Origin of the sequence: Sphingomonas kyeonggiensis (genome assembly GCF_014196745.1) — a bacterium.
In the GTDB taxonomy this organism is placed as follows: Bacteria; Pseudomonadota; Alphaproteobacteria; order Sphingomonadales; family Sphingomonadaceae; genus Sphingomonas; species Sphingomonas kyeonggiensis.
This window is the reverse complement of record NZ_JACIEH010000003.1, coordinates 554,178-580,168: the sequence shown is the minus strand read 5'-3', so window position 1 is coordinate 580,168 and position 25,991 is coordinate 554,178. Positions and strand designations below refer to the sequence as shown.

Genomic DNA, 25,991 nt, shown 5'->3' with positions numbered 1-25,991 from the left:
GGATCCTTCTCCTCCCGCGTCGCGGAAGGAGTGGTCCCTTTGGCCTTTACCGAAGCGGTATCATTGCGAGGGTTCCGCATGCGCGTCTCCCTGCACCGGTGCGGCATTGCGGTCAGCGATCAGCTGTCCGCCCGCACCGTAATTCTCGAGCGAAAGCTCGGTGATGTTGACCTGAACCGCAGCCGCCGGCTTGCCCAGGCGCGCGACCATCGAGGCCGTGACATCGGCGACGATGCCAGCCTTCTGCTCGCGGGAGGCCGGGCCAGCCAGGCGGATGTCGATGAATGGCATCAGGCTTCGTCCTCCGCCGGCGCAACCGCCGCCGCTTCACCGGCCGCATCCTCGTCCGCGAACCAGTGCGCGCGGGCGGCCATGATGATCTCGTTGCCCTGCTCGTCGCTCAGGCCGTACTCGGCGAGGATCCCGCCCTTGTCCTGCTCGCGCTTCGGGGCGTCCTCGTTGCGGCGGCGCGGCTCGGCGCGCTTCTTCTGCACCAGCTCGTCGGTGGCGAGGTCCGCCAGGTCGTCGAGCGTGCGGATGCCCGCCTTGCCGAGCGTGACCAGCATCGCTTCGGTCAGATACGGCATGGTGGCGAGGTCGTCCTCGACGCCCAGGTCGCGGCGCTGCTGGCGATTGGCTTCCTCGCGGCGCTCGAGCGCTTCCTGCGCACGGCTCTGCAGCTCCTGGCCGAGCTCCTCGTCAAAGCCTTCGATCGAAGCGATCTCGTCGAGCTCGACATAGGCGACTTCCTCGAGGCTCGAAAAGCCTTCGGCGACCAGCAGCTGGGCCAGCGTCTCGTCGACGTCGAGCTCGTTCTGGAAGGTCTCGGAGTTCTGGACGAACTCCTGCTGGCGCTTCTCGCTGGCGTCGGTCTCGGTGAGGATGTCGATCGCCTTGGCGGTCAGCTGCGAGGCCAGGCGCACATTCTGGCCGCGGCGACCGATGGCGAGGCTGAGCTGATCGTCGGGAACGACGACTTCGATACGGTCCTCTTCCTCGTCGATCACGACGCGGCTGACGTTCGCCGGCTGCAGCGCGTTGACGACGAAGGTCGCGGTGTCGGGCGACCAGGGGATGATGTCGATCTTCTCGCCCTGCATCTCCTGCACGACGGCCTGGACGCGCGAGCCCTTCATGCCGACGCAGGCGCCGACCGGATCGATCGAGCTGTCATGGCTGATGACGCCGATCTTGGCGCGCGAACCCGGATCGCGGGCGGCGGCCTTGATCTCGATGATGCCGTCGTAGATCTCGGGCACTTCCTGCGCGAACAGCTTCTTCATGAACTCGGGGTGCGCCCGGCTCAGGAAGATCTGCGGCCCGCGGTTCTCGCGGCGGACATTGAGGATGATCGAGCGGACGCGATCGCCGACGCGAACCACTTCGCGCGGGATCTGCTGGTCGCGACGGATCACGCCTTCGGCGCGGCCCAGGTCGACCACGACGTGACCGAACTCGACGCGCTTCACCACGCCGGTGATGATCTCGTTGACGCGGTCCTTGAACTCTTCGTGCTGGCGCTCGCGCTCGGCGTCGCGGACCTTCTGGAAGATGATCTGCTTCGAGGCCTGGGCCTGGATGCGGCCGAACTCGATCGGAGGCAGCGGATCGACGATATAGTCGCCGACGGCCGCGCCCTTCTGGAGCTTCTGCGCCTGGGCGACGTCGACCTGCTTGAAATAATCGTCGACCGCCTCGACCACTTCGACGACGCGCCACAGGCGCAGGTCACCGGTGTTCGGATCGAGCTTGGCGCGGATGTCGTTCTCGACGCCATAACGGTTCTTCGCGGCGCGCTGGATCGCGTCTTCCATCGCCTCGATGACGATGGCCTTGTCGATCAGCTTCTCCTTCGCGACCGAATCGGCGATGGCGAGCAGCTCGGCCTTGTTGGCGGAAATGGCAGTGGCCATCAGTCGTTTTCCTCTGCTTCGTATTCTTCGGCGCCCTCTGCGGAGAGCGGCACGGTTGCGGCAATGAGCTTGTCGGTCATCAGCAGCTTGGCGTCGGCGATGGCGCCGAACGGAACGCTGACCACCTTGTACTTGCGGACGTCGATCGAGATCAGGTCGCCCTCGGCGCCGATCAGGTCGCCGGTGAGCTGCTTGCGCCCGTCCTCGAGCGGTTCGACCAGGTTGAGGCGCGCCTCATGGCCCTTCCAGTCCTCGAAATCCTGCGCGCGGGTCAGCGGGCGGTCGATACCGGGCGAGCTGACTTCCAGGCGATAAGCGTGGTCGAACGGGTCCTTGCCCGCCTCTTCCAGCGCGTCGAACACATCGGAGATGCGGCGCGACAGGTCGGCGCAATCGTCGATGGTGAGCTGCCGCGTGTCCGGGCGCTCGGCCATCACCTGCAGCGTCGGATCGCTGGTGCCGCCGAACATCTTCACGCGCACCAGCACGAGCCCGAGCGCCTGGGCTTCGGGTTCGATCAGCTTGGTGAGGTCGGCAATATTCGCCACGCGGGACTCCGGATATGGTCAAGCAGCTTCGGCGCCGGAGCCCTGCGGGCCCCGACCTCGGCATGTTTGACGATGTCGAGAAAGCACGTGCGATATACGCACTTGCCGGGGTGTGGGCAAGGGGGTTGGACTCCAACAAAATCCTCCCCGAGCTTGCCTCGGGGAGGGGGACCATTCGCGCAGCGAATGGTGGAGGGGCCGGCGCAACGCGCCGGTGCCCGGCGCGCCCCTCCACCACCGGCTTCGCCGGCGGTCCCCCTCCCCCAGCAAGCTCTGGGAGGATTTAAGTCACGTCAGCCCGGATTGTGCGCGTCGAGGAACGCCCCCACCCGGCCCAGGAAGTCCGCCTCGTTCGCCGGATCGTGCATCGTGTGATCCTCGCCCGGATAGACGACGAAATCATGCGGCTTGCCGAGCCGGGTCAGCGCATCGTGCATCCGCTCGGACTGGTCGACCGGCACGGTCTGGTCGGCGCTGCCATGGGCGATCAGGATCGGCATGGTCAGCCCGGCGGCAAAGGTCACCGGCGAAAGCGATTCGAGCGAGGGCGCGCGGCCCTGGATACGGTTCCGCCACGCGCGGAAGCCTCGTTCGTCGAAGGTCCTGTGGTCATAGTCGAGCTGCGCGCGCACGTCGGAAATGCCGGCATAGCTGATCGCGCAGCGATAGAGGTGCTTGTCGCGCGCCGCCGCCCACATCGCCGCATAGCCGCCATAGGAGGCGCCCATGATGCACACCCGCTTCGCATCGATCGTGCCGCGCTTCGCCAGCCAGGCGACCCCGTCGTCGACGTCATCCTGCATGCCACGACCCCATTCGCCATCGCCGCGCGCGGTCATCGCCCGGCCGAATCCGGTCGAGCCGCGATAATTGGGCTGGAGCACCGCATAGCCCTTGCCGGCAAGATACTGGACCCAGGGATCATAGTCCCAGCCGTCGCGGGCGAAGGGACCGCCATGCGGCATCACGATCAGCGGCAGGTCGCGAGCATCGCGTCCGGCGGGCAAGGTCAGATAGCCCTGGATCATCAGCCCGTCGCGCGCCGCATAGGCGATGCTCGTCACCGCCGCGAGTCTCCTGCCCTCCAGCGCCGGGTTGATCGCCGCGATCCGCCGGGCCTGGCCGCCCTCGAAAAGATAATAGGTGCCGGGATCGCTCGCCGTGGCGCTGTAGACGAGCAGCCGGGCCCGGTCGTCGCTCGCCGATACGATGCGGTTGGTGCGCCCCGGCAGCACCGTATCGATCGCCGCCTGGCGGCCGCGCGCGGTACCGTCGAACCACAGCATCCGGTCGCGATCGTCGGTATAGGCGACACCGGCGGGCCTGCCGTCCGGGTCCAGCTCGAACCCGTCGAGATCGGCCCTACCATTCTCATAGACCAGCGCGCCGAGCCGGCCGCGCCGGAAGTCATAGCCGTAGAGCGCGATGCGGCCCGAGGGCGCTTCGGCCAGCGCATAGCCCTGGTCGCTGCCCTGCACCGGCGCGAACTGGGCGATGTCGGGATCGGCGGCACCCTCACCCCGGCTGAACCGGTCGCCCTCGCCGCGGCGATAGACCAGGAAGGACTTGTCGCCCTTCTCTCCCATGCCGGCGCGGACCACCCCGGCACCGTCGACCACCCAGTCGCGGACATGCGCCTGCGCGGCGACCTCGAGCGTCCGGATGCCGGTGGCGAGATCGACGCGCCAAACGGCGGGCGTGTCGTGGCGGCGGTCCTGCCCCTTGAGCAGCAGGAAGCCGGCCTTGCGATCGATATGGAGCAGTTCCTCGCCGGCGCCCGCGGGACGGACCTGGCCGAGTTGCGCGACCTGGCCGTTGCCGGTGGCGATCTCGACCAGCCGGGTCATCGGCACGGCACCGTCACGATAGAGGCTGGCGAGCAGCCGGCCGGGCGCCAGCCAGACATACCATGCGAGCCGCTCGCCCCGCGGCAGCGCGATCGGGTGCGGGGCAAGATCGGGCCGGGCGGGATCGAACAGCGCGAGCCGGCCCCGCGGTGCGATCCGCGCGGCGATGCTGGCGCCGTCGGGCGAAAGCTGGGGCTCCTCGATCGCCGGCGGCGCGAGCAGCTCGGCGGCAGTCGGTACGTTCGGCTCGGGATCGGCCCGAACCGGTGTCGAAAATGCGAGGATGCCCGCCAGTGCGGCGGCACGTGCCCAGGGAAGATAAGCCAACAGAAAACCCCACCCGATTCCGTGGGCAAGGATGGGGAAAGAACGAAAATTGCGCAATACCGTAGATTTGCGCAACTTATTGAAACGCCAGCGTTATGACCCCGCGGGGTTGTGCGCGTCGAGGAACTTGCCGACCCGGTTCAGGAAGTCGGTGGCGTTGGCGGGATCGCCGAAGCCATGCCCCTCGTCCTTGTAGAGGACGAACTCGTGCGGCCGCTTCAGCTTGAGCAGCGCATCGTGCATTTTTTGCGACTGGGCGACGGGCACGGTGCTGTCCTTGGTGCCGTGCGCGATCAGGATCGGCACGGTCATCTTCTCGGCCATCCGCAGCGGCGAGATCGAATCGAGCTCGAAATCCTTGTCACCGCGCACCCTGTCGCGCCAGTTGCGGAAATAGCGGCTCGCGGTGAACGACTTGCGGTCGTAGCGCAGCTGCGCCGGGACGTCGGACAGGCCGGCGAAGCTGATCGCGCAGCGATAGAGTTCCGGGTTGCGCGCCGCCGCCAGCATCGCGGCATAGCCGCCATAGGAAGCGCCCATGATGCAGACCCGCTTCGCATCCACGGTACCCTTGCCCGCCAGCCACTTCACCCCGTCGTCGACATCGTCCTGCATGCCGCGCCCGAACTGGCCGCTGCCCTTCTCGACGAAGCTCCTGCCAAAGCCCGTCGAGCCGCGATAATTGGGCTGGAGTACCGCATAGCCCTTGCTCGCCAGATACTGGACCTGGGGATCATAGCCCCAGCTGTCGCGCACGAACGGGCCGCCATGCGGCATCACCACCAGCGGCAGATTCCTGTCGCCCCGGCCCGGCGGCAAGGTGAGGTAGCCGCGGATCTCGAGCCCGTCGCGCGCCTGGTACCGGATCGGCTCCATCGGCGCGAGGCGCTTGCCGATCAGCGGCTGGTAGAGCCCGGCAAAGGGCGACAGTTCGTTGGTCCTGCGATCATAGAGATAGATGGTGCCCGGATCGTCGGCCGAAGCGCTGAGGATCAGCAGCCGCATATTGTCGGCGCTGCGCGAGATCACCCGGTTGGCATGGCCGGGCAAGGCGCGATCGAGGCGGGCCTGGAGCTTCTTCAGCTCGGGATCGAACCATTCGACCTGGGGGCGGTCGTTGGTGAAATAGACGGCGGTGAGCTTGCCGTCCTTCAGATCGAAATCGTCGATATCGACCTCGGGATTCTCATAGACCTGCTCGCCGATCACATCGTTGCGGAAGTCGTATTTGTAGAGGCCGAAACGCCCGCTCTTGCCTGCCGCCATCGCATAGCCGGTGTCGCTGCCACCCAGCGGCAGGAACTTGTCGACGCCGATATCGTCCTCGTCATATTCGCGCCGCCTGGTACGTTCGAATTCCTGGTCGGCCCGATCGCGGTAGAGCACCCACCATTTCTTGCCTTCCCCGCCCACGCCGGTGCGAACCACGCCCTTGTCGTCGGCATACCAGTTCCACACGCCGCCCTGCGCCTTGACGATCCGCTCCGGCTGGAAGCTGGCCAGGTCGATCCGGTAGACTGCCGGCGGATCGAAGATGCTGGATTGGGTGCTGAGCAGCAGATAGGCGCCGGCCGGATCGACATAGAGCACGTCGTCGCCGAATATCCCCTGCTCCTTGAGGCCGACATAATGCGTCGCGCTGGAATGGGCGTCGATCAGCATCAGCCGCGTGATCGGCAGGTCGACACCATAGAATTTGGTGGTGCCGAGCACGCTCACCAGGATCTTGTCGTTCCCTGCCCAGCGTACCCAGCGTATGTCGAAATTCTCGGGGAGCGCAACGATATGGGTGCCGTCCGGCTTGGTGGGGTCGAGGTCGGCCAGCATGATCACCTGCTTGTCCAATCGCCGCGCCTCCGAGGCGACGATCGCGCCATTGGGCGAGAGTACCGGATTGATCAGGATCGGCCGCGCCCCGAAATCGGCGGCACTCGGCACCGGGCGCTCGGGATCTGTCGCCGAAGCCGCGCCGGCCAGCGCCATTGCCCAGGCGACCCCCATCGCCCACAAAGCCTTCCGCCCCATGATCCTGCCCCCTTTCCCGTCAGCATCCCTTGGCAGGAGCCTCGGTTGCAAGCAGAATTGCCACCAACATCATGACGCGGAGCCGGCGCATATCCGATGCGTTGGCACCGCGAGAATTGAGAAGGGTCATCGCATGCAATCGCATATCCGCCTGGCGCTGCCCGCGCTCGCACTGCTCGCCGCCTGCAATACCGGCTCCGGCGCCTCGGCCCAGCAACAGCCGACCGCGCCCGCCGACGGCACGCCGCCCTTCACCCTCACCCAGGTCGCCGATTTCGACACGCCCTGGGCGATGGCCTTCCTGCCCGATGGCCGCATGCTGGTGACCGAGAAGGCGGGCAAGATCCTGCTCGTCTCGGCGGACGGCAAGCAATCGCAGACCATCGCCAATGTCGATGTCGTCTTCCAGGGCCAGGGCGGTCTGCTCGACGTGATCCCCGCGCCCGATTTCGCGAAGAGCAAGCTGGTCTACTACACCTATGCCGAGCCGCGCCCCAACGGCTCGAGCCTGGCGATGGCACGCGCCACCTTCGTCGATGGCGCGACGCCGGCGCTCACCAACCCGCAGGTGCTGTGGCGGGCCGGATCGGACGGCAAGGGCGGCCAGTTCGGCGCGATCATCGCCTTCGCGCCCGACGGCAAGTCGCTGTACCTCACCTCGGGCGAGCGCCAGCGCTTCACCCCGGCGCAGGACCCCAACCAGGCGCTCGGCAAGATTCTCCACCTGACGCTCGACGGCAAGCCCGCGCCGGGCAATCCCTGGGCCGGCAAGACCGGCACCCCGACCGTTACCGTCACCGATCCGCCCCGGAATACCGAGATCGCGAAGACCGCGCCGAGCCGCACCGAGACGGTTCAGGGCGCCAACCTCGTGCCGTCCGAGACCTGGAGTCTCGGCCATCGCAATCCCTATGGCCTGGTGTTCGACGCTACCGGCCGGCTCTGGGAGAATGAGATGGGGCCCAAGGGCGGCGACGAGGTCAACCTGATCGTCAAGGGCAGGAACTATGGCTGGCCCAACGTCTCCAACGGCGACAATTACGACGGCACGCCGATCCCCGATCATGCGGCGGGCGATGGCTATGAGGCGCCCAAGGTCTTCTGGAACCCGTCGATCTCGCCGGGCGGCATGGCCTATTATTCGGGCAGCCTGTTCCCGAAATGGAAGGGCTCGCTGCTGATCGGCGCACTTTCCGGCGAGGGGCTGATCCGCGTCGCGCTGAACGGCGACAAGGCGAGCAAGGCCGAGCAATGGAATCTCGGCATGCGCATCCGCGACGTGGTCCAGGGGCCGGACGGCGCGGTGTGGCTGCTCGAGGATGCCGGCGCCAGCAATGGGCGGCTGTTCAAGCTCACCCCGAAGCAGTGAGTTCTACTGTTCCCCGGCGAAAGCCGGGGAACGATGCGCCCAGGTAAGCAGCCCCGCGCTTGCAATGTAGGATTTCGCCTGCTCCATGCTGGTGGATGCAAGCCTGCTTCCCTTTCCCTGCCGCACACCTTTGCCGCGCTATCGCGCGCGGGAAGGGAAAACAGGGGCCGCGTAGCATAAACTTCGTAAACTTCCGCGGCCCGCGCCGGCCCCGAATCGGCCCCGTCGGCAACCGGGTTTCCGAATGCCGGCCGGCCCTAGCGCAGGATCAGGTAATTCATCCGCGCCGCGGCGATCGGCTTGTCGGGCTCGTCCTGCCAGGCCATCGCCTCGACATTGGCGACGCGGGTGCCGAGCCGGGTGACGATGCCCCGCGCGCGCGTCGGCTTGTCGCGGCCGCCGCGCATATAGTCGACGGTCAGGTTGATCGGCTTGACCTGGGTCTCGTCGGTACCGAGCGCCTGCCACAGCGCGCCGACCGCGGCCATCTCGAGCAGGCCGCCGATCGCGCCGCCGTGCAGGAAACCGGGCCGGCCGAGCACGTCGGGGCCGAAGGGCATCACCAGCACCGGCGCATCCTCGCCCGGCTCGACGGTGAGGCCCAGGAGCTCCGCATAGGGGGGCAGGATCACCGATATCCCTCCGTCGCCATGAAGGTGCCGGCGACATGGGCGATCGGATCCTCGGGATTGCCATCATGCGCCTGGCCGCGGACGAAGGCGATCGATCGCGTGAGGCGGTAGCACTCGCCCCGGCCGATCACCGTGCGGCCCGGGGTGGCGGGGCGGAGATAGTCGATGCGCAGGTCGAGCGTCGCCTGGGGCACGAAGGCGCCGGCGCGCAGCCAGACCGAGACGGCGGTGGCCATGTCCATCAGCGCCAGGATCGGCCCGGAGGCGAGCACGCCCGAGGCAGGGTCGCCGATCAGGTCCTCGCGATAGGGCAGCTCGAGCTCGGCCCAGTCCGGGCCATGGGTGCGATAGCCGACGCCGAGCCGCGTGCCGTGGCTGGCATAGCGCAGGCCGAAGAAGAGTTGCGGATCGAAGCCGGAAGGGGCCGCTTGGCTCATGGACCCGGCCCTAGCCTGCCTGTGGAAAGCACGCAAATGGTGGCAATTACATCCTTGTAAGATGCACCACTTCGTCCGCCCGCCCAGGTTTCCCTCGATTTCAACGAAAAGGGGGACGCAATGGCATTGATAGCGATCGATCCGGGCGAGATCGCCGATCTCGGCACCAATGTGGCGATGCATGGCACGCTGGGCGCGAGCATCGCCGATATCGACGACATGTTCGAGCTGATCGTCGGCATCGCCATCCTGATCTACGAGATCGCGCCCGGCTTCGCATGAACGGGATAGACGCGGAGACTCGCGCCGCGATCCTCACCGCACGCGCCGCGGCGGGCGACACGATCCGGGGGTGGCGGAGTGGAGAGGCCTATCGCGGGCTGGCCGCCCGTTTCGCCGATTGTCCGGCGGACGATGCGGCCGAGGCCCTGGCACGTGCGACGCAGTTGCTCGAAAAGGCAGACTGGGCCGCGGCACTGCTCCAGCCGCTGGTCGAAGCGCTCGCCGGGGATCCGCTGTTCGAGCCTCCTTTCCGGGCAAGCCGGGACGGCCTGAGGATCGGCGCGGTGCTGTTCGAATGCCCGGCAATGGCGCTCTCCGCCTGCGTGACCAGCGCGGTGGCGATGCGGCGGCTGCCAGCGCCCCGCGCGCTGACCTTCTCGGGCCGGATGGTGGTGACCCGCTATGCGCGCGCCGGCGGCGCCCGCTTGCGGCGCTGGCGGACAGAGCCGGCGGGCCCCGATTTCAGCGCGGCGACCGCACCGCCCTGCTGCGAGATCGAGGCGCTCCTGCTCGCCGATGGCGATGTCATCGCGACCGACGGAGGGCATGAGGCGCAGCTGCTCTCCGAAGCGCGGAGCGACATCGTCACCCTGGTCGCGACGATTCCCGCCGGTACCGCGCCGCTGATGCGCGAACATGCCGTCGCCGATGGCCGGCTGCTCCGGATCGCGAGCGGCGACGACCGGGCCTCGCGCACCGAGATGCTGCTCGCCTTTCTCCGCCTGGCCGGGCGCGCAGATGCCGGGCCGCGCTTCGCGGAAGCGACGGGCGACCCGGCCTTCCATCTGCGCTGGGCGGCGATGCGCGAATGGCTGGGGCTCGATGCCCGCGCCGCCCTTCCCCGACTGGAGGCGATGGCTGCGAGCGATCCGCATCGGGATATCCGCGAGGCCGCGGCGCGGACGCTGGCGGTGGTTCGCCCCCGACTGGAGACGCCATGCCCCGCCTGATCGATCCAGGCGCCGGTGGCGCGATCGGGCTCGACGAGCTGGTCGAGACGCTCGATGCCTATCCCGTCGATGCCCGGGACGAGGACGCCTTCGCCAGCTGGGGGCCGTTGCTTGCCCGACTGGGGCGCAACCCGGATTTCCTCGCCGAGCTGGCGATCGAGGAGCTCAAGACGCGCTGCGCCGCGCAGCATGTCGGCAACGGCTATGGCGCCCAGGTCTTCCTGCTCCGCCCGCCCAACGGCCGCTATGTGCTGCGCGCCAATTTCTGGCCGGCACGCGAGGACCCGATCACTCGTGCCAGCGGACCTGCGGCGTTCTTCTACGACCTGCCGCACGATCACAACTTCCCTTTTATTACTTATGGTTACCTCGGACCAGGCTATTGGAGCGACTATTACGAATATGAAGCGACCTCGCTGACGGGACTGCCCGGCGAGGATGCCGGGCTTCGCTTCGTCGAGCGCGCCCGGCTCGATCCGGGCAAGCTGATGCTCTACCGGATGCGGCGCGACATCCATGTCCAGCTGCCGCCCGACAGCATGTCGGTGTCGCTCAACCTCCTCGGCGCCGATCCCGCCCAACCCTGGCTCGACCAGTATCGCTTCGACATCAGCCGCGGCACGATCGCTGCGGGACTGACGGTGACCGCGGCGGAGGCCCTCGTCGCGATCGCGGTCCATGTCGGCAACGGGCTCGACCTGGCCGAACACTTCGCCCGCCATCATCCCTGCCCCCGGATGCGGGTGACTGCGCTCGACGCGCTCGCCTCGGCACTGCCCGACCAGGCGCCAGCACTGCTCGCCCGGGCAGTCGATGATCCCGACCGCTTCGTTTCAGGCCATGCCCGGGCCCGACTGACTCCATAACGGACATGGTTGCCACCGATACGGAGAGATCACCGCTAGCCTCGGGGCCGTGACCGTTCCCGTCGCCTGTGCCGTTGACCTGCCGGACCTAGCCCGTGCCGCCGCAGCGCGCGGGCTGGGCCTCGTACCCTTCGCTCCTGGCGTAGAGGCAAAGGTGGCACTGTTCACGGGCCGTGCCGAGCAGGTCGCGACCATCCGCGCACAGGGTTGGCACGGTCCGCTATTGCTCATCCTCGCCGATATGGACGGCAGCATTGCCCAGGCACTCGATGCCGGCGCCGACGATGTGGTCCTTCCCGCCGCCGGCCCGGAGGAGATCGCCGCCCGCCTCGCGGCACGCGTCCGCCCTCGACCCGAGATCGTGCTTGGCGAGCTGCGCATCGATCCGGTCGAGCGACGGGTGACCCGCGCCGGCCGCATCCTGCCACTGCTGCCCCGCGAATATGCCCTGCTGCTCCATCTGATCCGCCAGGGCGAGCGGCCGGCGGGGCGCTTGGAGCTGCTCGCCGCCGTGTGGGGGCTCGGCTTCGATCCGGGCACCAACGTCGTCGAGGTGCATGTCTCCCGACTGCGCGCCAAGCTCGACCGGGGTTTCGCGGCGCCGATGCTGCGCACCGACAAGGGTCGCGGCTACCGGCTTTGCGTGGCGTGATTGCGCGTTATTCTGTGCGCAAATTGGGAGAGCAGGCATGGAAGAGCGCGTCACGATCCAGATCAGCGAAGGCGTCGCCGATGTGCGGCTGGCACGGCCGGACAAGCTGAACGCGCTCGACCCGGCGATGTTCGCCGGGATCATCGCCGCCATCAGCCGGCTGGAGCAGGAGGCGGGGCTGCGCGCCGTGGTGCTCTCCGGCGAGGGGCGAGGCTTCTGCGCCGGGCTCGACATGGCGAGCATGGCCTCGGCCGGCTCGGGCACCGACCTGATGGCGCGAACCCAGGGGTTGGCGAATGACTTCCAGGCGGTCGCCTGGGGCTGGCGGACGCTGCCGGTGCCGGTGATCGCCGCGGTGCACGGCGTGGCGTTCGGCGGCGGGCTGCAGATCGCCAGCGGCGCCGACATCCGGATCGCCGCACCCGGAACGCGGTTGTCGGTGATGGAGATGAAATGGGGCATCGTGCCCGACATGGCCGGCTATGCGCTGTGGCGCAGCAATGTCCGCGACGATGCGCTGCGCGAGCTGGCCTATACCGCCCGGGAATTCGATGCCGAGGAAGGGCAGCGACTGGGATTCGTGACGAACATCGCGCACGATCCGCATGCCGAAGCGATGGCGCTGGCCCGGGCAATCGCCGGCCGGAACCCCCATGCGATCCGCGCCGCCAAGCGGCTCGCCAATCTCGAGGCCGACGCCGGCGAGACTCTGCTCGCCGAGAGCCGCGAACAGGCCGCTCTTCTCCGCACGACCAACCAGATCGAGGCCGTGATGGCGAACATGCAGAAGCGCCCGCCGACCTTCAGCGACTGACCTCGATCTCCACCCGGTCGGGATAGAAGGCGAGGTGGTCGCGGATCGCCGCGACCGCCTCGTACGGCGCCTCATAGCTCCACACCGCGTTCGCTGCGCCATCGGCGACCGAAAAATAGGATGCCTCGCCCTTGTACGGGCAATAGCTGGCATGGTCGGTCCGCTCGAGCAGCGCCATCTCGGCATCCTCGCGCGGGATGTAGAAGACCGGCGGATAGCTGGCCTCGCGCAGCTCCAGCGCACGCTTCGTATCGGCGATCACCCTGCCGCCCGCGCGCACCACGACATGCGCCGTCGAGGGCGTGACCGTGATCGGATGATCGGGCCCCGGAACCAGTATCTGCCTGCTTGCCATGCGCTACCTCCGTCCGGGGATATGGGGCGGCGCGGGGCCATTGCAATCACGCCGATCGACCGCCATACCGCATCCTCTAAAAACCGAGAGGGACGCCGAAATGCGCGAAGCCGTGATCGTATCGACTGCACGTACCGGTATCGGCAAGGCGGGCCGCGGCTATTTCAACGACACCGAGGCGCCGGTGCTCGCCGCGCATGTGATGAACGCAGCGGTGGAACGCGCCGGCATCGATCCGGCGCGGATCGACGACGTGTTCTACGGCATGGGCAACCAATGGGGCACGCAGGGCGGCAACATGGCGCGGATGGCGCTGTTCGCCGCCGGCCTTCCCCATAGCGTTCCCGCCTTCAGCCTCGACCGGAAATGCGGATCGGGCCTCACCGCGATCGCCCTCGCCGCCCGATCGATCATGACCGACGAGATCGATGTCGCACTGGCCGGCGGCATGGAATCGATCAGCCTGACGATGAAGAATGCCCCACGCTACGTGAACCAGTCGGTGACCGAGAAGGTACCGGCCGCGTACATCCCGATGATCGAGACCGCCGAGATCGTCGCCGAGCGCTATGGCATCAGCCGCGAGGCCCAGGACGCCTTCGCCGCTGCGAGCCAGCAGCGCGCCGCCGCCGGCCTGGCGAACGGCGCCTTCGCCGAGGAGATCGCGCCGATCACCGTGACCAAGGCGCTGTTCGACAAGGAAGGCAACCGCACCGGCAGCGAGACGGTGACCGTCGCCCAGGACGAAGGCATCCGCGCCGGCACCACCGCCGAGGTGCTCGCCGGGCTGAAGCCGGTGTGGAAGGACGGCCAGTTCGTCCAGCAAGGCCATCACGTCACCGCCGGCAATGCCAGCCAGCTCTCCGACGGCGCCGCCGCGCAGATCCTGATGGACCGCGCCGCCGCCGAGGCCGAGGGCAAGGACATCCTCGGCATCTATCGCGGCTTCCAGGTCGCGGGCTGCGAGCCCGAGGAGATGGGGATCGGCCCGGTCTTCGCAGTGCCCAAGCTGCTCAGGCGCGCCGGCCTGACGGTGGCGGACATCGGCCTGTGGGAGATCAACGAGGCCTTCGCCAGCCAGTGCCTCTATTGCCGCGACACGCTGGGCATCGATCCCGACCGGTTCAACGTCAATGGCGGCGCCATCGCGATCGGCCACCCCTTCGGGATGAGCGGATCGCGGCTGGTGGGCCACGCGCTGATCGAGGGGCGCAAGCGCGGGGTGCGCTATGTCGTCGTATCGATGTGCACCGCCGGCGGCATGGGCGCGGCGGGGCTGTTCGAGATTCCCTGATTTCCTACGCCGCGCGCGGCACCGACTCGCCAAAGTTCCCCAAGTTCACGCCAGGAGCGGGTTTTCGCAGCGCCTAAGTTGACACTTTTCGGGCAAACGCACCGCATCTCGCAACTTGCTTGCGTGCAACTGATCCTATTGTTCCTACAGGGCAAAGAGCGGCCGGACTTTAAGCCCGGCCAGGTAGCCAAGCAGGCGAAATCCTACATTGCAACCGTCATCCCGGCAGAAGCCGGGGCGCGGGGAAGGAGTCGCCTGAGATCCCGGCTTTCGCCGGGATGACGGGTATGAGGTGAGACGGTTTGGGTACGGAAGCTTAGAGCCCGACTGCGTCGATCGCGCGCTTCTCGGCCTCGGCATGCAGGTCCCAGAAATTCTCCACGCGCTCGCCGGCGAGGCGCTTCTGCAGCACTTCGAGATGCGCGCCCCAGCCGCCGCCGAAACTGCGGGCGTCCGCCGCGCCGCGCAGACGGCTATGCGTAAGGACGAGGCGGGTGCGGTCCGGTGCGAAGGCGAAGAGCTCGATCTTCACTTCGCCGGCCTCGCCATTGTCCCAGGTGAAGGCGAGCAGGTGCGGCGGCTCGATCTGGAGGATGTCCTCGGACCAGCTCTTGCCCTGGTTCTTCGCATAGCGCTCCGGATTGGGCACATCGCCGTCGGACAGGTTCTGATGGGCGAAGGTCATGCCCAGCTTGCCGCCGACGCACGGATCGGTCGGGCCGCCCATGAACCAGCGAGCGCGCAGTTCGGGATCGACCAGATATTGCCACACCGTCTCGATCGGCGCGGCGAGGTCGCGCTCGAAGCGGAGCATCTGCGGGGTGATCGTATCGGCAACCAGCGTATCTTCAGCCATCTTGCTTCTCCGTGATGCGGCCCAGGCTTTCGAGGATCATCGTCCAGCCCTTGCGGGTCTGGTCCTCATAGCTTGCCCAGGCGGGGTCCATTTCATGGGTGAGGGTGAGCGTGCAGCCCCTATGCGTGGGGACGATGTCGATCGCGACACGGGTCCATTCCCCGTCCTCCGCCGGATCGGCCGAGAAGCGGAAGACGAGTCGGCGGGGACGCTCGATCGCCTCGAACGCGATGCGGTGATGGGCATCGCCCGAGGCGCGCCGTTCGACGATCCGCCCATGCCCGCCGACCCGGGGGTCGATCTCGCAGGCCAGCATCTCGCCGTCCGGCGTGGCGAAGAGGAAACGGGCAGCGTCCTTCGGATCGAGCCAGGCGTCGAACACGCGCTCCGGGCTCGCCGCGAATTCGCGGGTGACGGTGAGGATCACCGGCGCGCTCATGCCAGATTGACCTGCCAGGAGACGCCGAACCTGTCGCTCGCCCAGCCGAAGCGCGTGCTCCAGCCATAATTGTCCGGCGGCATCAGCACGCCGCCATCCTCGGACAGCGCATCGAACAGCCGGTCGAATTCCGCCCGGTCCGCAACATCGAGGAAGAAGGACCAGGACGGCGTGAAGTCGAAGCCATGGGTGAGGAAGCTGTCATGCACCATCACCTTCTGGCCGGCGATCACCGCATGGGCGCGGATGATCGTTCCCTCGGGCCCCGGGCCATCGGGGCCGAAGCGCTCGACCGACTCGATGCGGCTGCCGGGCACGGTCTCGATCCAGAAATCGAGCGCGGCCTGGCCCTTGCCGCCCTGGAACATCAGGAAGGGCGTGGCCTGGGTCATGAACGGGTCTCCTTCTGGTCCGCGGCGATGAGCGCTTCGAGCGCGTCGAGGCGGACGGTCCAGAACTTCTCCCACTGCTTCAGCCACCGTTCGGCCTCGGCGAGCGGAGCGGGCTTCAAGGCGCACATATAGCTGCGTCCCACCTTGCGACGGGCGACGAGGCCCGCACCCTCGAGCACCTTCACATGCTTGGCGGCCCCGGCAAAGGTCATCGCGAAGGGCTCGGCCAGCTCGCCGATGGACTTCTCCCCCAGCGAGAGATGCGCAAGCATTCCGCGCCGGGTCGGGTCGGAAAGGGCGTGGAAGGTGGCGTCGAGGCGATATTCAACCATGTGGTTTAATATCGGGCGAGCCGGCGGAATAGTCAACCGATCGGTTGAATAATTTTCGGGAGATTTGCGTGGGTCTGGCGAAGAAAGCTTGAATCCGTTGACTCGCTCACGCGCGAAATAGGCATCGCGGGCAGCTTCCGCCGTGGCGCGGGATTCGGGCGTGACGCGGGATCTGGTGGAGTCGGCCATACGGGCACCCCATCAGACAAATGGTACATTTGAAGCATGTTCCGGACGGAGCGGCACCTTCCCTCGTCATTCCCGCAAAGGCGTGGCTCCGGAGCCACGGGCAAGGCGCACGGGGTTGGCCGCAGTTTCTCCGATGGGCGTGCGTTCAACTGCGCCGCTTCCCCGAACCACCCTGGATCCCCGCCTTCGCGGGGATGACGGGACAGGGGATCTACGCCTCCGCCGGCACCGGTGCGCGGGCAGCGCGGATGCTGTCCCAGGCATAGAGCGCGCAGCCGACCCAGATCAGCGGGAAGGCGATCATATGGATCGGCCGCAGCGGCTCGCCGAGCATCAGCGCAACCAGGAACTGGATCGTCGGCGCGATGTACTGGAGCAGCCCCATCATCGACAGCGGCAGCAGCCGAGCGGCCGCGGCGAACATCAGCAGCGGCGTGGCGGTGATCACCCCGGCGGCGAGGAGCAGCGCGTTCTGCCCCGCCGAGACGCCGAAGCCGCTGGTCCCCTGCCCCGTGGTGTAGAACAGCCACACGGCGGCAAGCGGCACGAGCAGCAGCGTCTCGACGGTCAGCCCACCCAGCGAATCGATCGCCACCACCTTGCGGACCAGCCCGTAGAACCCGAAGCTGAAGGCGAGCGAGAGCGAGATCAGGATGGCGCCGCCGCCGCTCACCGCCATCGCCAGCACGCCGGCGCCCGCCACGGCGATCGCGACGCCCTGCCAGCGCCGCAGCCGCTCGCCGAGCACGAGCATGCCGAGCGCGACATTGACCAGCGGATTGATGAAATAGCCGAGGCTGGCTTCCAGCACATGGCCGGTCTCGACCGACCAGATATAGACGAACCAGTTGATCGCGATCAGCGCGGCGCTGGCGCAGAGCAACAGGAGCGTGCGGCCCCGCGCCGCGCGCCAGATGTCGCCAGCCCGGCCCAGTGCGAAGACCAGCACGCCGAGGAACAGCACCGACCAGACGACGCGGTGCGCGAGGATCTGCAGCGCCGGCACATGCGCCAGAACATGGAAATAGAGCGGCAGCACGCCCCAGATGCCATAGGCGCCGATGGCGAGCACGAGACCCCGATTGCCGGGGGCGCGCGCAGTTGCGGTAGGGCTGGTCATGCCGCCTCCCATGCGCGGCCCGGTCCGCGCGCGCAAGCAAGCGCCGCTTTGGACCAGCAAAGCGATTGCACCGGCACGCTTCCCCGCTAGGCTGTTCGCGACAAAGGGGGAATCATGTCGGATCATTGGGAAGAGGAGGGCCCGCACGGCCATCCGCTGATCGCAACGCTGGCCGGGGCGGCCGTGCTGGTGCTCGCCGCGCTGCTGGGGCCGCGCTTCGCCACGCCCCTGCCCTTTCCCGCCCTGCTGATCGGCGGCGCGGCGACGGCACTGGTGCTGTGGCTGATCGGCTTCGTGATCACCACGCGGCGCGCGAGCCTGGGCTGGAAGCTCGGCTCGCTGGTGCTGCTGGTCGGCGCCGGTGCCGGGGCCGCGGCGATCGCGCATGGCCAGTTCCAGACCGCGTCGCGCGCCGATGCGAGCAGCTTCGCCGAGATCGAACTGGCGCCCGACGGCGCGGTGATCCTGCCCGCCGGGGTGCGGGCGCGCGGGCCGGTCTCGCAGCTCTATGCCGATGCGGTGCAGGCCGATGCGGCCGCGGTGCGCGCCATGACCGCGGCCCAGGCGAAGTTCGGGATGGCGGCGCTCAACAGCCCCTATCTGCTCCAGCAGAACCCTCATGCGATCGGCAATTGCGGCGAGATCGAGCAGATCCGCGCGCTCGCCACCGAACAGAGCCTGGCGCGCATTGGCCGCAGCAAGGCGCTGGCCGAGGCGATCGGCAGCGCGAGCCTGCCCAGGACGGCGAAGCTGGGCATCGCCCGGATCGTCGGCGACACCAGGGACGATCCGACGCTCGCCAACCAGCAGGCGATGATCGATGCCACCGCCGAGCTCTGCACCCTGCTCGCGCGCAAGGGCTGGACCAACGACAATGGCTATTTCGGCTTCCGCAGCGGCGCCGATGCCGCGGCGTTCAAGGCGAACAAGGCGAAGCGCCAGACGCTGGCCGAGCAGGCCGGGGCGATCGATTCGGCCAATCGCGCGCGAATCCTGGCCGGACGCGAACAGGTGCGCGCTGCACTGAGCCGCTCGATCTACGCGAAGGACTAGTTCTCGGATCCCGCCACGAGAGGCGGCGCACGAAGCGCGACGGAGGGGAAAGCCGGCAGGGGGCAGCGCCGCCCGCCTCGAATTCCCATCCGTTCGCCGGGCATTTCAGGTCAGCACCCCTGACCTACTTGCGCGGACCTTTGAAATTTTATAACAACGGCGCGAAACGTGATTCCCGAGCGTTTGGCAACGGGAACCTATGTCCGGAGAGCCCATGTGAGCGAGCGCGATCGCGCCAACCTGCCCCCGCTTGCGCTGCACGTGCCCGAGCCGCGATTCCGCCCGGGTGACGAGGCGGACTTCAGCGACATCGCGGTGCCGCCCGCCGGCGCCACCCGCCGCCCCGACACTGCCGACCGTGCCGACAGCTTCCATGAGCTGGCGTATGGCCTGGTCCGCGTCCTCGACGAGGACGGCAATGCCGTCGGCCCCTGGGATCCCCGGCTCGACGCAGACGCCAAGCGCCGCATGCTCCGCTCGATGGCGCTCACCCGCGCGTTCGACGAGCGCATGTTCCGTGCCCAGCGCCAGGGCAAGACCAGCTTCTACATGAAGTCGACCGGCGAGGAGGCCGTCTCGATCGGCGCCGCGATGGCGCTGGCCGGCGACGACATGTGCTTCCCCTCCTATCGCCAGCAGGGGATCCTCATCACGCGCGGCTATCCGATCGTGACGATGATGAACCAGATCTACTCGAACAAGGCCGATCCGCTCGAAGGTCGCCAGCTGCCGATCATGTACTCCTCCAAGGAGTATGGCTTCTTCTCGATCTCGGGCAACCTCGCCACCCAGTATCCGCAGGCGGTGGGCTGGGCGATGGCGAGCGCGGCCAAGGGCGACACGCGCATCTCCGCCACCTGGTGCGGCGAAGGCTCGACGGCGGAGGGCGACTTCCACTCGGCGCTGACCTTCGCGACCGTCTACAAGGCGCCGGTCATCTTCAACGTCGTCAACAACCAGTGGGCGATCTCGAGCTTCTCGGGCTTTGCCGGGGCGGAGGCGACCACCTTCGCGGCGCGCGCGATCGGCTATGGCATCGCCGGCCTGCGCGTCGACGGCAATGACGCGCTGGCGGTGTACGCCGCCACCGAATGGGCCGCCGAGCGCGCCCGGACCAACCAGGGTCCGACGCTGATCGAGCATTTCACCTATCGCGCCGAGGGCCACTCCACGTCGGACGATCCGACGGCGTACCGCTCGGCCGGCGAGCCCAATGCCTGGCCGCTCGGCGATCCGATCCGCCGCCTCAAGGAGCATCTGATCAAGCTCGGCGAATGGGACGAGGAACGCCACGCCGCGCAGGACCTCGAGCTCGCCGAACTGGTCAAGGCCGCGCAGAAGGACGCCGAGAAGAACGGCATCCTCGGCCACGGCATGCACCAGCCCTTCGAATCGATGTTCGAGGGCGTGTTCGAGACGATCCCCTGGCACCTCAAGGAACAGCAGCAGCAGATGCTGGACGAGCAGAAGGCGGCCGGCCTGTGAGCCTGATCCTCAACCGCCGCGCGCTGGTGAAGGGGGCGGGTGCCCTCGGCGCCCTCGCGGTGCTGCCGCCCGGGCTGCTCCATGCCGCCCCGATCGGCGACCCCGAGACGATCGACCTCGCCGTCTCGCCGACGCGCTCGACCAAGCTGCTGGTCTGGAAGCCCGCCAGCCCCAAGGGCGTGGTGCTGTTCTCGACCGGACATGGCTCCTGGCCCGAGCGCTATGATCGGCTGATCTCGGTGCTGCTCGGCCAGGGCTTTGCCGTGCTCGCGCCGGTGCATGTCGATTCGATGCACTATCCGGAGCGCGACAAGTTCACCTTCCTCTCGGGCCTGCCCGAGCGGTTCGTCGACATGCGCGCGACGGGCGCGTACGCGGCGAAAACATTTCCCGGGCTGCCGGTGATCGCTGCCGGGCACAGCTTCGGCACGCTCGTTTCGCTCGCTCTCGGCGGCGGGCTCCCGCACTTCAAGGCGTATGATCCCGCGGTGAAGGCGGTGCTCGGCTTCTCGTCGCCCGGCAAGGCGCCCGGCCTCGTGCCCGCGAACGCCTATACCAGCGTCAAAGTGCCCGTGATAATCGTCACCGGCACCGAGGATACGGTGCCGCCGGTCATGGGCCACGCCACGGCGGCGGAGGAGCATCTATTCCCGGCCGAGACCGCGCCGGCCGGCACCTATGCGCTGGTCGTCGAGGGCGGCACGCACCAGCTGGTCGACGACGCCGTCCGCTTCCCGCGCACCGAGGCGCCGGCGAAGCTGTTCGTCGATGCTTATGGGCTGGGCGACGCCAGGGCGCGCCGCAAGCTCGATACATGGAAACCTTCGGTGGGCGACCGCTGGACTATTCGCAAGGCACAGGCATGACCGAGATGGTCACCGAAGCGGGTGCAACCACCCAGATGAACATGATCCAGGCGATCAACTCCGCCATGGACGTGATGATGGCGCGCGATCCGAACGTGGTCGTGATGGGCGAGGATGTCGGCTATTTCGGCGGCGTGTTCCGCGCGACTGCCGGGCTCCAGGCCAAATACGGCAAGACCCGCGCCTTCGACACGCCGATCACCGAGATCGGCATCATGGGCGTGGCGATCGGCATGGGCGCCTATGGCCTGCGCCCGGTGCCGGAGATCCAGTTCGCCGACTACATCTATCCGGCGCTCGACCAGCTCGTCTCCGAAGCGGCGCGGCTGCGCTATCGCTCGGCGGCGGACTTCACCGCGCCGATCACGATCCGCTCGCCCTATGGCGGCGGCATCTTCGGCGGCCAGACCCACAGCCAGTCGCCCGAGGGCATCTTCACGCACGTCTCGGGCATGAAGACGGTGATCCCCTCGACGCCGTACGACGCCAAGGGGCTCCTCATTGCGGCGATCGAGGACAATGATCCCGTCCTCTTCCTCGAGCCCAAGCGCATCTATAACGGCCCGTTCCACGGCCATTACGATCGCCCGGCCAAGACCTGGGCCGATCATCCCGGCGCGCAGGTGCCCGAGGGCCATTACCGCGTCGAGCTGGGCAAGGCCTCGGTCGTCCGCCCGGGCGAGGCGGTGACGATCCTCTGCTACGGTACGATGGTCCATGTCGTCGCCAACACGGTCGAGGAAATGGGCATCGATGCCGAGATCATCGACCTGCGCACGCTCGTGCCGCTCGACATCGAGACGATCGAGGAATCGGTGAAGAAGACCGGCCGCTGCCTGATCGTTCATGAAGCGACGCGCACCTCGGGCTTCGGCGCCGAGCTTTCGGCCCAGGTCCAGGAGCGCTGCTTCTACCATCTCGAAGCGCCGATCGAGCGCGTCACCGGCTTCGACACGCCCTACCCGCACAGCCTGGAATGGGCCTATTTCCCCGGCCCGGTCCGCATCGGCACCGCCCTCAAGAAGATCCTGAAGGACTGATCCGCATGGCACGCTTCACGTTCCGCCTGCCCGACATCGGCGAAGGCATTGCCGAGGCCGAGATCGTCGCCTGGCACGTCAAGGTCGGCGACAAGGTGTCGGAGGACCAGCAGGTTGCCGACATGATGACCGACAAGGCGACGGTCGAGATGGAATCGCCGGTCACCGGCGTGGTCGTCGAACTGGCCGGTGAAGTCGGCGAGATGGTCGCGATCGGCTCAGGCCTGATGGTGATCGAAGTCGAGGGCGATGCCGAAGTGGTGGCGCCTGCGGCTGACGAGTCCCCGGTCGAGGAGCAGGTCGAGGCCGAGACGCCCGGCGTCGAGGAAGTCGTGGAAGCTGCTCCGGCACCTACGCCCGCTCCCGAGCCGGCACCGGTCGCGGTGCCCGAGCCCGTCGCGCACAAGCAGGTCCTCGCGTCCCCCGCGGTCCGCGCGCGCGCCAAGGATCTCGGCATCGATCTCTCCACTGTGAAGGCGGACGGCAACCATGTCCGCCACGCCGATCTCGACGCGTATCTGCGGTACGGCAGCGCCCAGGGCTATCACGCCCCCCATGCCAGCCGAGCGCGCGAAGACCAGCCGATCAAGGTCATCGGCATGCGTCGCCGCATCGCGGAGAACATGGCCGCGTCGAAGCGTGCCATCCCGCACTTCACCTATGTCGACGAGATCGACGTCACCGCGCTGGAAGCGATGCGCGGCGACCTCAACGACAATCGCGGCCAGCGCCCCAAGCTGACCATGCTGCCCTTCCTGATCGTCGCGATCTGCCGGGCGCTGCCCGATTTCCCGATGATCAACGCGCGCTATGACGACGAGGCCGGCGTGGTCACGCGTCACGGCCGCGTCCATCTCGGCATGGCGGCGCAGACGGACGCGGGACTCATGGTCCCGGTGATCCGCGACGCGCAGGACCGCAATGTCTGGCAGCTCGCCACCGAGATCAGCCGCCTCGCCGAAGCCGCGCGCACCGGCAAGGCCAAGTCGGAGGAACTGTCCGGCTCCACCCTCACCGTCACGTCGCTCGGCCCGCTCGGCGGCATCGCCACCACGCCGGTGATCAACCGTCCGGAAGTGGCGATCATCGGCCCGAACAAGATCGTCGAGCGCCCGATCTTCCAGGGCGACGAGATCGTTCGCGCCAAGCTGATGAACCTGTCGATCTCGTGCGACCACCGCGTGGTCGACGGCTGGGATGCGGCGAGCTTCGTCCAGGCGGTGAAGAAGCTGCTCGAGACCCCCGTGCTGCTGTTCGCCGACTGATGCGCTGGCGGGCGATGGAAGCGGGGGATCTCGACGGCGTCGTCGCGGTCGCCCGCATCGCCTTTCCCGATCACCCGGAGAGCCGCACCTGTTTCGAGGAGCGGCTGGCGCTCGCGCCGGGCAGTTGCTTCGTGCTCGAAGGCGAACGGGGCGTGGCCGGCTATCTGATCGCCTATCCCTGGCCCCGCGGCGCGATTCCGCCGCTCGACACCTTGCTCGGCGGCCTGCCCGAGAACCGCGACAGCTGGTATCTCCACGACCTCGCCCTGCTTCCCGAGGCGCGCGGCGGCGGCAACGCCCGGGCGGGCCTGGCCCTGTTGTTCGGCCAGATCGACGCGCCGATCGCACTGGTCTCGGTCAACGAATCCGCCGCTTTCTGGCAGGCCCAGGGTTTTGTGCCCCAGGACAGCCCCGAACTCCGCGCCAAGCTTTCCAGTTATGGCCCGGATGCACGTTACATGGTGCGGGGCGTCACAAAACCGGGCTAGGAGGCGGCCATGCATTTCGATCTCCTCCAGTCGATCAGCCTCACCGGCGATATCTCCGTCCCCAATGACGACCGCACCGGCAATGCCCGCCATCATGGCTGGGTGATCGACGGCGCCACCGATCTCGGCCCGCCTGGACTGGTCGGGACCCAGGGCGGCGCAGCCTGGCTGGCGAGCGTCGCCCAGGCCGCTTTCACCGCCTCCACCGCCACCAGCATCGAGGCGCTGTACAACGACGTCGCGCTGCAGATCCTTACGGCCTGGGAGCGCGACCGCACCCGCGATCCCGAGGACCGCTGGGAATATCCGCTCGCCTCGTCGCTCGCCGTCCGGCTGGGCGAGCAGCTGGAAGTGGGCTGGCTCGGCGACTGCGCCGGCTTCCTCTGGTCGGCGGGCACGGTCACGCGGATCGGACCGGAAAAGGAGATCCGCAATTCCGAGGCCGAGCGCGCCGCCAGCCTGGCCGAGCATGGCCTGGGCAGCCCGAAGAAATCCGCCCCGATCCTCGCCAATCTCCGTGCCACCCGCGGCCGCACCGGCATGCGCGTGCTGAGCGTCGATCCCGAACACATGATGGCGGTCGACACCGCCCGCATTGCCTGCGCGCCCGGCGACGAGATCTTCCTGATGTCCGACGGCTATGCCGCGCTGATCGACAGCTACGGCGCCCATGACGACGCCTCGCTGGTCGAGGCGATCCGCGACAGGGGCCTCGCCGCCGTCGCCGAAGATCTGCGTGCGATCGAGCGCGAGGATGCGGCCTGCACCCGGTTCCCGCGGTTCAAGCGATCGGATGATGCCACTGCCCTGTGGCTGCGCATCGGAGGCTGAGATGCACTGGCTCCTGCGCTACACGACCACGCCCGACTATCTCGAGCGCCGCGCCGCTTTCCGCGAAGCGCATCTCGCGCTCGCCTGGGCGGCGGCGGACTCGGGTGACCTGATCCTGGGCGGCGCCGTCGGCGATCCGCCCGAAAGCGCGCTGTTGCTCTTCGCGAACGCGGCCGCGGCCCGCGCCTTCGCCGAAGCCGATCCCTATGTCGCGAACGGACTGGTCGCGCGATGGGAAGTGCTGCCGTGGAACACGGTGGTCGGCGCACAGGCGGCAAACCCGATCCGGCCCTGAGATCGTGTGGCAGGTCCACGCCGTGCACGCATTGCGGACCCCGTTCCCAAGCGTCTGAAATCGACGCCGCGGAATGACGATTGACTCTCGGTCAATAAGGAACAGAATAGGAACATTCTGTTTTCCGAGTCGTGCGCCCTATGGCCGATCCTGCCGTCCTGAAGCAATTGCGCGAGACGCTTCGCGGTCTCGAGACCGGTGGATTCCGCCGGCGCCCGTCGTTGCCATTCGGCATCGAGGCGCTCGATTCGCGCCTCGCTGACGGCGGCCTGAGGCTCGATGCGCTGCACGAGGTAGCGGCGGGCACCAGCGACATGGCCGATGATTGCGCGGCGACGCTGTTCCTCGCCGGCCTCGCCGCACGCGCCTGGGGCCCGGTGCTGTGGGTGGTGCGGCGGCGCGACCTGTTCGCCCCGGGGCTCGCCCAGTCGGGGCTCGATCCCAAGCGACTGATCTATGCCGAGGCGAAGGATGATGCCGAGCTGCTCGCGGTGATGGAGGAAGGGCTGCGCCATCGCGGGCTGGGCGCGGTGATCGGCGAGGCCAAGCGCGCGGACATGACCGCGACGCGGCGGCTGCAGCTGGCGGCCGAAGGCGGGAGGACGATCGCGCTGCTGATGAAGCGCGCGGCACGCGAAGGCAGCGATCCGATCTCGTCCCCTTCCGCGGCGGTGACGCGCTGGCGAGTGACTTCGGCCCCCTCGACGCCGCTGCCGGTGGAAGGCGTCGGGCGATCGCGCTGGAAGCTGGAGCTGGCGCGGCAAAAGGGGGGTGAGGGTTTCGAACTTATCGTGGAGGCATGCGATGCAACGGGTCGCTGCGCTCTTCCTCCCGTTATGGCCCATCGAAAGGCTGTGGCGGGCGGAACGGCGCCCCGCCGCGCGGCCTGACCCGCGCCGCCTCCCCGCGCCCCAGGCACCGCTGCGCAAGCCGGCCCAGCATGAGGGCCATTGGCGGCCGGGTGCGAAATGGGCGCGGGAGGATGACATCCAAATCCTCCCCGAGCTTGCTCGGGGAGGGGGACCGCGC

Annotated in this window: 29 protein-coding genes; 16 read left to right on the top strand and 13 right to left on the bottom strand. The window is 67.9% G+C overall.

Translation table 11 applies throughout. The features are described from left to right. Positions 1-60 precede the first annotated feature (60 nt). The 5 genes from GGR46_RS17940 to GGR46_RS17920 form a co-directional block, all read right to left on the bottom strand. Entirely contained in the window at positions 61-291 is a 231-nt protein-coding gene (locus GGR46_RS17940; RefSeq protein ID WP_183999378.1) for a tautomerase family protein, read from the bottom strand. Beyond that, on the bottom strand, positions 291-1,913 hold the full coding sequence (gene nusA / locus GGR46_RS17935) for a transcription termination factor NusA (protein WP_183999377.1): 1,623 nt from the start codon (positions 1,911-1,913) through the stop codon (positions 291-293). The genes GGR46_RS17940 and nusA overlap by 1 nt, the downstream gene beginning before the upstream one ends. Further along, positions 1,913-2,461 carry a ribosome maturation protein RimP gene (rimP, locus tag GGR46_RS17930; protein WP_183999376.1) on the bottom strand — a complete coding sequence of 183 codons (549 nt, stop codon included), beginning with the start codon at positions 2,459-2,461 and terminating at the stop codon, positions 1,913-1,915. Before rimP ends, nusA begins: the two co-directional genes overlap by 1 nt. A 293-nt stretch (positions 2,462-2,754) precedes the next feature. Next, entirely contained in the window at positions 2,755-4,635 is a 1,881-nt protein-coding gene (locus GGR46_RS17925) for an alpha/beta hydrolase family protein (protein WP_183999375.1), read from the bottom strand. A 93-nt stretch (positions 4,636-4,728) separates the two neighbouring features. Beyond that, positions 4,729-6,660 carry an alpha/beta hydrolase family protein gene (locus GGR46_RS17920; RefSeq protein ID WP_183999374.1) on the bottom strand — a complete coding sequence of 644 codons (1,932 nt, stop codon included), beginning with the start codon at positions 6,658-6,660 and terminating at the stop codon, positions 4,729-4,731. Positions 6,661-6,793: 133 nt separating this feature from the next. Between GGR46_RS17920 and GGR46_RS17915 the strand changes: the two genes are divergently transcribed. Further along, positions 6,794-8,029, top strand: coding sequence for a PQQ-dependent sugar dehydrogenase (locus GGR46_RS17915; protein ID WP_183999373.1), 1,236 nt, complete (start codon positions 6,794-6,796; stop codon positions 8,027-8,029). A 257-nt stretch (positions 8,030-8,286) separates the two neighbouring features. Here the strand turns inward: GGR46_RS17915 and GGR46_RS17910 are convergent, their stop codons facing one another. Beyond that, positions 8,287-8,658, bottom strand: a complete 372-nt coding sequence (locus tag GGR46_RS17910) for a hotdog fold thioesterase (RefSeq protein ID WP_184000089.1) — start codon at positions 8,656-8,658, stop codon at positions 8,287-8,289. Beyond that, positions 8,658-9,098, bottom strand: coding sequence for a PaaI family thioesterase (locus GGR46_RS17905; protein WP_183999372.1), 441 nt, complete (start codon positions 9,096-9,098; stop codon positions 8,658-8,660). Before GGR46_RS17905 ends, GGR46_RS17910 begins: the two co-directional genes overlap by 1 nt. Before the next feature lie 120 nt (positions 9,099-9,218). On the opposite strand from GGR46_RS17905, the gene GGR46_RS17900 reads away from it, so the two are divergent. Genes GGR46_RS17900 through GGR46_RS17880 form a run of 5 tightly spaced genes read left to right on the top strand, consistent with a single transcriptional unit; the run spans position 9,219 to position 12,662 of the window. Continuing rightward, positions 9,219-9,380, top strand: a complete 162-nt coding sequence (locus GGR46_RS17900; RefSeq protein ID WP_183999371.1) for a hypothetical protein — start codon at positions 9,219-9,221, stop codon at positions 9,378-9,380. After that, the gene (locus tag GGR46_RS17895) at positions 9,377-10,330 is read left to right on the top strand and encodes a hypothetical protein (protein WP_183999370.1); all 954 of its coding nucleotides are present in this window, start codon (positions 9,377-9,379) and stop codon (positions 10,328-10,330) included. Before GGR46_RS17900 ends, GGR46_RS17895 begins: the two co-directional genes overlap by 4 nt. Then, positions 10,318-11,196, top strand: a complete 879-nt coding sequence (locus tag GGR46_RS17890; protein ID WP_183999369.1) for a transposase — start codon at positions 10,318-10,320, stop codon at positions 11,194-11,196. Before GGR46_RS17895 ends, GGR46_RS17890 begins: the two co-directional genes overlap by 13 nt. A gap of 49 nt (positions 11,197-11,245) precedes the next feature. Beyond that, positions 11,246-11,848 carry a winged helix-turn-helix domain-containing protein gene (locus GGR46_RS17885; RefSeq protein ID WP_183999368.1) on the top strand — a complete coding sequence of 201 codons (603 nt, stop codon included), beginning with the start codon at positions 11,246-11,248 and terminating at the stop codon, positions 11,846-11,848. A gap of 37 nt (positions 11,849-11,885) precedes the next feature. Then, entirely contained in the window at positions 11,886-12,662 is a 777-nt protein-coding gene (locus tag GGR46_RS17880) for a crotonase/enoyl-CoA hydratase family protein (RefSeq protein ID WP_183999367.1), read from the top strand. Here GGR46_RS17880 and GGR46_RS17875 read toward each other — a convergent pair. Further along, entirely contained in the window at positions 12,652-13,017 is a 366-nt protein-coding gene (locus tag GGR46_RS17875; RefSeq protein WP_183999366.1) for a DUF427 domain-containing protein, read from the bottom strand. The genes GGR46_RS17880 and GGR46_RS17875 overlap by 11 nt on opposite strands. Before the next feature lie 100 nt (positions 13,018-13,117). Between GGR46_RS17875 and GGR46_RS17870 the strand changes: the two genes are divergently transcribed. Next, on the top strand, positions 13,118-14,311 hold the full coding sequence (locus GGR46_RS17870) for an acetyl-CoA C-acyltransferase (RefSeq protein ID WP_183999365.1): 1,194 nt from the start codon (positions 13,118-13,120) through the stop codon (positions 14,309-14,311). A 316-nt stretch (positions 14,312-14,627) separates the two neighbouring features. Here GGR46_RS17870 and GGR46_RS17865 read toward each other — a convergent pair whose 3' ends face one another. The 5 genes from GGR46_RS17865 to rarD form a co-directional block, all read right to left on the bottom strand. Continuing rightward, entirely contained in the window at positions 14,628-15,167 is a 540-nt protein-coding gene (locus GGR46_RS17865; protein WP_221262846.1) for an SRPBCC family protein, read from the bottom strand. Further along, on the bottom strand, positions 15,160-15,606 hold the full coding sequence (locus GGR46_RS17860; RefSeq protein WP_183999364.1) for an SRPBCC family protein: 447 nt from the start codon (positions 15,604-15,606) through the stop codon (positions 15,160-15,162). Before GGR46_RS17860 ends, GGR46_RS17865 begins: the two co-directional genes overlap by 8 nt. After that, positions 15,603-15,998 carry a VOC family protein gene (locus tag GGR46_RS17855; protein ID WP_183999363.1) on the bottom strand — a complete coding sequence of 132 codons (396 nt, stop codon included), beginning with the start codon at positions 15,996-15,998 and terminating at the stop codon, positions 15,603-15,605. The genes GGR46_RS17860 and GGR46_RS17855 overlap by 4 nt, the downstream gene beginning before the upstream one ends. Beyond that, the gene (locus GGR46_RS25530; RefSeq protein ID WP_246426207.1) at positions 15,995-16,519 is read right to left on the bottom strand and encodes an ArsR/SmtB family transcription factor; all 525 of its coding nucleotides are present in this window, start codon (positions 16,517-16,519) and stop codon (positions 15,995-15,997) included. Before GGR46_RS25530 ends, GGR46_RS17855 begins: the two co-directional genes overlap by 4 nt. A 211-nt stretch (positions 16,520-16,730) precedes the next feature. Further along, complete coding sequence (rarD, locus tag GGR46_RS17845; RefSeq protein WP_183999362.1) at positions 16,731-17,639, bottom strand: EamA family transporter RarD; 909 nt, start codon at positions 17,637-17,639, stop codon at positions 16,731-16,733. A gap of 114 nt (positions 17,640-17,753) precedes the next feature. Between rarD and GGR46_RS17840 the strand changes: the two genes are divergently transcribed. The 9 genes from GGR46_RS17840 (at position 17,754) to GGR46_RS17800 (ending at position 25,852) form a co-directional block, all read left to right on the top strand. After that, positions 17,754-18,692, top strand: a complete 939-nt coding sequence (locus tag GGR46_RS17840) for a hypothetical protein (RefSeq protein WP_183999361.1) — start codon at positions 17,754-17,756, stop codon at positions 18,690-18,692. 216 nt (positions 18,693-18,908) lie between these two features. Continuing rightward, positions 18,909-20,177, top strand: a complete 1,269-nt coding sequence (locus GGR46_RS17835; RefSeq protein ID WP_183999360.1) for a thiamine pyrophosphate-dependent enzyme — start codon at positions 18,909-18,911, stop codon at positions 20,175-20,177. Then, positions 20,174-21,043 (top strand): alpha/beta hydrolase, encoded by an 870-nt coding sequence (locus GGR46_RS17830; protein ID WP_183999359.1) that lies wholly within the window; start codon positions 20,174-20,176, stop codon positions 21,041-21,043. Before GGR46_RS17835 ends, GGR46_RS17830 begins: the two co-directional genes overlap by 4 nt. A 35-nt stretch (positions 21,044-21,078) precedes the next feature. Then, positions 21,079-22,083, top strand: coding sequence for an alpha-ketoacid dehydrogenase subunit beta (locus GGR46_RS17825; protein ID WP_184000086.1), 1,005 nt, complete (start codon positions 21,079-21,081; stop codon positions 22,081-22,083). Positions 22,084-22,088: 5 nt separating this feature from the next. Beyond that, positions 22,089-23,348: a dihydrolipoamide acetyltransferase family protein gene (locus tag GGR46_RS17820; RefSeq protein ID WP_183999358.1), complete on the top strand. Its 1,260-nt coding sequence runs from the start codon at positions 22,089-22,091 to the stop codon at positions 23,346-23,348. Further along, positions 23,348-23,836, top strand: coding sequence for a GNAT family N-acetyltransferase (locus GGR46_RS17815; protein WP_221262845.1), 489 nt, complete (start codon positions 23,348-23,350; stop codon positions 23,834-23,836). Before GGR46_RS17820 ends, GGR46_RS17815 begins: the two co-directional genes overlap by 1 nt. Positions 23,837-23,845: 9 nt before the next feature. Next, a complete protein-coding gene (locus tag GGR46_RS17810; protein WP_183999357.1) occupies positions 23,846-24,667 on the top strand; it encodes a PP2C family serine/threonine-protein phosphatase in 822 nt (273 codons plus the stop codon). Position 24,668: 1 nt separating this feature from the next. Beyond that, entirely contained in the window at positions 24,669-24,962 is a 294-nt protein-coding gene (locus GGR46_RS17805; protein ID WP_183999356.1) for a YciI-like protein, read from the top strand. Positions 24,963-25,102: 140 nt separating this feature from the next. Beyond that, complete coding sequence (locus GGR46_RS17800) at positions 25,103-25,852, top strand: ImuA family protein (protein ID WP_183999355.1); 750 nt, start codon at positions 25,103-25,105, stop codon at positions 25,850-25,852. Positions 25,853-25,991 lie beyond the last annotated feature (139 nt).